The sequence below is a fragment of the Candidatus Methylobacter oryzae genome (assembly GCF_003994235.2).
Taxonomy (GTDB): Bacteria; Pseudomonadota; Gammaproteobacteria; order Methylococcales; family Methylomonadaceae; genus Methylobacter_A; species Methylobacter_A oryzae.
This window is the reverse complement of record NZ_RYFG02000050.1, coordinates 1-5298: the sequence shown is the minus strand read 5'-3', so window position 1 is coordinate 5298 and position 5298 is coordinate 1. Positions and strand designations below refer to the sequence as shown.

5 protein-coding genes are annotated in these 5298 nt (G+C 47.7%); 3 read left to right on the top strand and 2 right to left on the bottom strand.

Features of this window, described 5'->3' with window-relative positions; all coding sequences use genetic code 11:
- Positions 1-415: 415 nt before the first annotated feature.
- Positions 416-1588, top strand: coding sequence for a M20 aminoacylase family protein (locus EKO24_RS06500; protein WP_127029143.1), 1173 nt, complete (start codon positions 416-418; stop codon positions 1586-1588).
- A 47-nt stretch (positions 1589-1635) separates the two neighbouring features.
- On the opposite strand, the gene ribA is transcribed toward EKO24_RS06500, so the two are convergent.
- Both ribA and EKO24_RS06490 read right to left on the bottom strand, forming a co-directional pair.
- Complete coding sequence (ribA, locus tag EKO24_RS06495) at positions 1636-2244, bottom strand: GTP cyclohydrolase II (RefSeq protein ID WP_127029144.1); 609 nt, start codon at positions 2242-2244, stop codon at positions 1636-1638.
- A 112-nt stretch (positions 2245-2356) separates the two neighbouring features.
- The gene (locus tag EKO24_RS06490; protein WP_127029145.1) at positions 2357-2974 is read right to left on the bottom strand and encodes a class I SAM-dependent methyltransferase; all 618 of its coding nucleotides are present in this window, start codon (positions 2972-2974) and stop codon (positions 2357-2359) included.
- A 201-nt stretch (positions 2975-3175) separates the two neighbouring features.
- Between EKO24_RS06490 and EKO24_RS06485 the strand changes: the two genes are divergently transcribed.
- Entirely contained in the window at positions 3176-4720 is a 1545-nt protein-coding gene (locus tag EKO24_RS06485) for a type I restriction-modification system subunit M (RefSeq protein WP_127029146.1), read from the top strand.
- Between the two features lie 124 nt (positions 4721-4844).
- Positions 4845-5228, top strand: coding sequence for a RhuM family protein (gene rhuM / locus EKO24_RS06480; RefSeq protein ID WP_241674419.1), 384 nt, complete (start codon positions 4845-4847; stop codon positions 5226-5228).
- Positions 5229-5298 lie beyond the last annotated feature (70 nt).

The following is a 5298-nucleotide window of genomic DNA, read 5'->3' as shown; positions in this document are numbered from 1 at the left end:
TTCGTTTGAGCGGACGAGCCGCTCAACTCAGCTTTATACCCAAAGGGCATAAGTTTCGTTTGAGCGGACGAGCCGCTCAACTCAGCTTTATACCCAAAGGGCATAAGTTTCGTTTGAACAGGCAAGCTGCTCAACTCAGCTTTAGAAGTGGGAATACGTGCGCTTTCAACTAAGCGGCTGAATATAAGTTTGCAGATTTTCTTCAAAGTTCAAAGCTGGAGTGCAGGCTTCGCCTGCTTTGCAAGCACCAACAGTAGGCGCTTTAGGCGGAGCGTGCACTCCAAAAATACTGGAAAACTTTAGTCCAATTACCATGCATTTTTCAGCGCGGAAACCGGGAAATAACAAAAACGCTTACTTTTCATCAAAACTTAGTTGTAGCATAGCAGCCACTATCACTTTCACCTGAACGCCCATGTCTATCCCAAATACTATCCAACAACTACACGCGCAAATGCGCGAATGGCGGCAGCATCTGCACCGTTTTCCTGAAACCGCTTTTGAAGAAACCGAAACGGCGAAATTTGTCGCCGAAAAGCTGGTGGGCTTCGGCTTGGAAGTTCATCAAGGACTGGGCGGAACCGGCGTTGTCGCCGCGCTGAGTGCCGGGAATGGCGGCAAAAAAATAGCGTTGCGGGCCGATATGGATGCATTGTTCATTCAGGAACAAAACACTTTTGTCCACAAATCCCGCCACGACGGCAAAATGCATGCTTGCGGCCATGACGGCCATACTGCGATGCTGCTCGGCGCGGCCTGCTACTTGGCCGAGCATCGGGACTTTAACGGCACGGTATATTTTATTTTTCAGCCGGCCGAAGAAGGCCGCGCCGGAGCCAAACGGATGATTGACGACGGCTTGTTTGATCGATTTCCGTCTGACTGCGTTTTCGGGCTGCATAATTTTCCCGATATTCCGCCGGGACATTTCGTGGTTAAGTCCGGCGCGATGATGGCCTCGTTCGACTGCTTCGAAATTGTTATTACCGGGCAAGCGACTCATGCCGCATTGCCGCATCTGGGCAATGACGCGATCGTCGCCTCGGCGCAGCTGGTTACCGCGCTACAGACTATTGTCAGCCGAACGGTTAATACTGTTGAGCCGGCGGTCGTCAGCATTACCCAGATCCATGCCGGCAATACCTGGAATGCGCTGCCTGAATCGGTGCTGTTAAGAGGTACGTTCCGTTGCTTTAGCAGCGATGTTCAAAAAACCATTGCCGATAAAATTACCCGGATCGTGAACGCGATCTGCGAAGGTTTCGAGGTCAGCGCGACAATCGAATTCAATCCGGAAAATCCCGGCTATCCGGTGACTTTTAACGCGGAAGCTGAAACGGAACTGGCGCTACAAGCGGCAATCGCCGTGGCCGGGGAAGACTGTATTATCCGGGCTCCAGAGCCTTGCATGGGCTCGGAAGATTTTGCGTTTATGTTGCAGGAAAAGCCCGGTTGTTATATCTGGATAGGCAACGGCTCTTCCGAGAACGGCTGTCTGTTGCATAATCCGCGTTATGATTTTAATGACCGGATTTTACCGAACGGTACGGCTTATTGGGTGAAACTGGTTGAAACGGTGTTAAGGTGAGAAGATTGCTCAAACCTTCCAGGTTTTGAAAACCTGGAAGGTTTCATTTAGCTTTTTTTCGACTCAAACAGCATGTGCGCCATTTTTTTTGCCTTGGTTTTTAAATAGCCAACGTTGTCTTCGTGAGCCGCGGCTTCGACCGGGATACGCCCCGCCACATCGATGCCGAGTCTTTGCAACTCTTCTATTTTCTTAGGATTGTTGGTGATCAGTTCGATGGACTTTACGTTCAGGTTTTCCAGCATTAACGCGGCGATGTTGTATTCCCTCTCGTCGGCAAGATGTCCCAAATGGATGTTCGCATCAACGGTATCCATGCCCTGATCCTGCAAATTATAAGCCTGTAGTTTTTTCAACAAGCCGATGCCCCGTCCTTCCTGGCGCAGATAAATCAATATGCCGAAACCGGCTTTATCGATAATTTGCATCGCCATATCGAGCTGTTCGCCGCAGTCGCAACGTCTTGAACCCAATACGTCGCCGGTAAAACACTCGGAATGAATGCGCACCGGTACACGCTCTTTGTCCGCAACATCGCCTTTAACCAACGCAACATGCTCCTTGTCGTCGATGGTGTTGCTGTAATAATGCAGGATAAACTCGCCGTGTTTGGTTGGGATCGGCGTCTGTACCAGATTTTCTAATTGTGGCTTCACTTAACTATAACTAATCGAAGAATTGACTGTATTTTACCTAATTCACCGGCTATCCAGTCAAAAAGTTTCATATTGTCTTTTTGATACACTGGTTTTGAACACTATAGAGAAGTTATTTCCTGGCTTCAATCAGCTTGATAATATCGCTGCTGCGTTCGTCGACATTGACGGAAGTGAAAGCGCAGGCTTTAACGCTTTTAACGGTATTCCTGTTAATATTTGCCCCCACCAACCCGACAACGACAGGGTTAAGCAGATTCATAATAGCCGCAATGGCAGGGTTTGAGCTGACGACATGTTCCAGCAATAAAACCTGTCCGCCCGGTTTGCAGACCCGGTAAAGCTCTTTCAATCCCTTTGCCGCCGACGGCACCGAACAAAAAACGAAAGAACAGATAACCGTATCGAAACTGTTATCGGCAAAGTATAACGACTGGACATCCATCTGCTCCAGCTCAACATTGACCTTCTTTCTGTCCCGTTTCTGCGCCGCCTGTTTTAACATTTGTCCGCTAAAATCAATCGCGGTTATCCTGGCATCCTTTGGATAATAATCGAAATTCTTGCCGGTCCCCACGCCCACTTCAAGAATATGATGGCCTTCAACTTTGGCCCACAGTCTTTTTCGCCAGTTCCTGAAAAACAATCCTTCCATGACCGCTTCCATGCCCTCAAAGTACGGAGCGATACGATCATAGCGTTTTCTAATGATGTCGCTGTCTGGCTTCATAATAGTTTCGAGTAGTTAATCGAGAGCTGCATAGTACAGCGCAAGCTTGGCGTTCATCAACAATAATGCAGGAAAAGCCGGCTAGTAATGTCGAGAAAGCCGCTCCTACAGTTGAATGAGTTTTCAGTATGAAAGGAGTAAAATGCCAAGTTGCTTATGAGCCGATGACTATTCAAAGCGTATTTAAACAGGAATTCCACAATGACAAGTACCCAACAACGCGCCGAACTACAACGCCAAATTTGGCAAATTGCTAATGAGGTTCGTGGCTCAGTCGATGGCTGGGATTTTAAGCAATATGTGTTAGGCACTTTGTTCTATCGGTTTATAAGCGAAAACTTTGCCAGTTATATTGAAGGCGGTGATGAGAGCATTAAATATGCCCAGCTCGCTGATGATGTCATCACCGCGGAAATCAAGGATGATGCAATTAAAACCAAAGGCTATTTCATCTACCCCAGCCAGTTGTTTGCAAACGTTGCCGCCAACGCCAATAAGAACGATAACCTGAATACCGATTTAGCCGCTGTCTTTTCCGCCATCGAAAGCTCAGCCAACGGCTACCCATCCGAAACGGATATTAAAGGCTTGTTTGCCGATTTCGATACCACCAGTAATCGCCTGGGCAACACAGTTACCGACAAAAACACCCGCCTGGCCGCGGTATTGAAAGGTGTGGCGGGACTTAGCCTTGGCAATTTCGAGGAAAACAAAATCGACCTGTTTGGCGATGCCTACGAGTTTTTAATTTCCAACTACGCCGCCAATGCCGGTAAATCGGGTGGCGAATTTTTCACCCCGCAAAACGTGTCCAAGCTGATTGCGCAACTGGCGATGCACAAACAAACCACCGTCAATAAAATTTACGACCCGGCGGCAGGTTCTGGCTCGTTATTATTGCAAGCCAAAAAACACTTTGACGCCCATATCATTGAAGACGGTTTTTTTGGCCAGGAAATTAATCACACTACCTATAACCTTGCGCGTATGAATATGTTTTTGCACAACATTAACTACGACAAGTTCAATATTGCGTTGGGCAACACCCTGTTAGATCCGCATTTTGGCGATGACAAACCTTTCGATGCCATTGTCTCTAACCCGCCTTATTCGGTGAACTGGATTGGCAGCGACGACCCAACCCTGATCAGCGATGAACGCTTTGCCCCAGCGGGCGTGTTGGCGCCCAAATCCAAAGCCGACTTTGCTTTTGTGTTGCATGCTTTAAGTTATTTATCCAGCAAAGGCCGCGCGGCCATTGTCTGCTTCCCCGGCATTTTTTACCGAGGCGGCGCCGAGCAGAAAATCCGCCAATATTTGGTGGATAACAACTATGTCGAAACCGTGATTGCTTTAGCACCCAACTTATTTTTTGGTACTTCCATTGCCGTCAATATCCTGGTGCTCTCCAAACACAAAACCGACAGCCTTACCCAGTTTATCGACGCCGGCGGCCTGTTTAAAAAAGAAACCAATAACAACACGCTTACCGATGCACACATCGCGCAAATTATGGAAGCGTTTGATAGTAAAAATGATGTTGACCATTTTGCCAAATCGGTGGAATACGATGCCATCGCCGCCAAAGACTACAACCTATCCGTAAGCTACTATGTGGAAGCCAAAGACACCCGCGAAGTGATTGATATTACCAAGCTCAATGCCGAACTTAAAACCACGGTAGCGAAAATTGACCGGCTACGCGCCGAGATTGATGCCATTGTTGCGGAAATTGAGGGCGATTAAAGGATGAACCCCAGCGCCCACTATTCGTTCGTCAGCGGCAGAATATCTTACGTTTGTTGCAGCCAGCGGCGAGGGCGGTGTCGAGGCTGTCTATGCAAATGAAGACATATGGCTTAGCCAGAAAATGATGGCCGTTCTGTATGATGTCGAAACCCATACCATTAACTACCATTTAAAAAAAATATTCTCGGACAGTGAGTTGGAGGAGGATTCAGTTATTCGAAATTTTCGAATAACTGCCAAAGACGGCAAAAACTACAACACCAATCACTATAACCTCTCGGCCATCATCGCTGTTGGCTACAAAGTTAACTCCGAGCGTGCGGTACAGTTTCGCAAATGGGCAACGGGCATCATCAAGGAATTCACCATCAAAGCCTATGTCATGGACGATGAGCGCATTAAAAACGATGGCTCTATCCTCGGCAAAAAATATTTTGAAGAACAACTTGAGCGTATTCGTGAAATACGGCTCAGCGAGCGCAAGTTTTTAGAACTTACGCATTGACAGCCGGTATAGAATATGAGGCATGAACTAACCCTAGGCAACGGAAGGCCCGCCCGTGATAAGAAAAATA

Bases quoted from the DNA above. Each gene is read 5' to 3' on its own strand.
- EKO24_RS06500 (WP_127029143.1), top strand. From the start codon at position 416: ATGTCTATCCCAAATACTATCCAACAACTACACGCGCAAATGCGCGAA.
- EKO24_RS06490 (WP_127029145.1), bottom strand. From the start codon at position 2,974: ATGAAGCCAGACAGCGACATCATTAGAAAACGCTATGATCGTATCGCT.
- EKO24_RS06485 (WP_127029146.1), top strand. From the start codon at position 3,176: ATGACAAGTACCCAACAACGCGCCGAACTACAACGCCAAATTTGGCAA.
- rhuM (WP_241674419.1), top strand. From the start codon at position 4,845: ATGATGGCCGTTCTGTATGATGTCGAAACCCATACCATTAACTACCAT.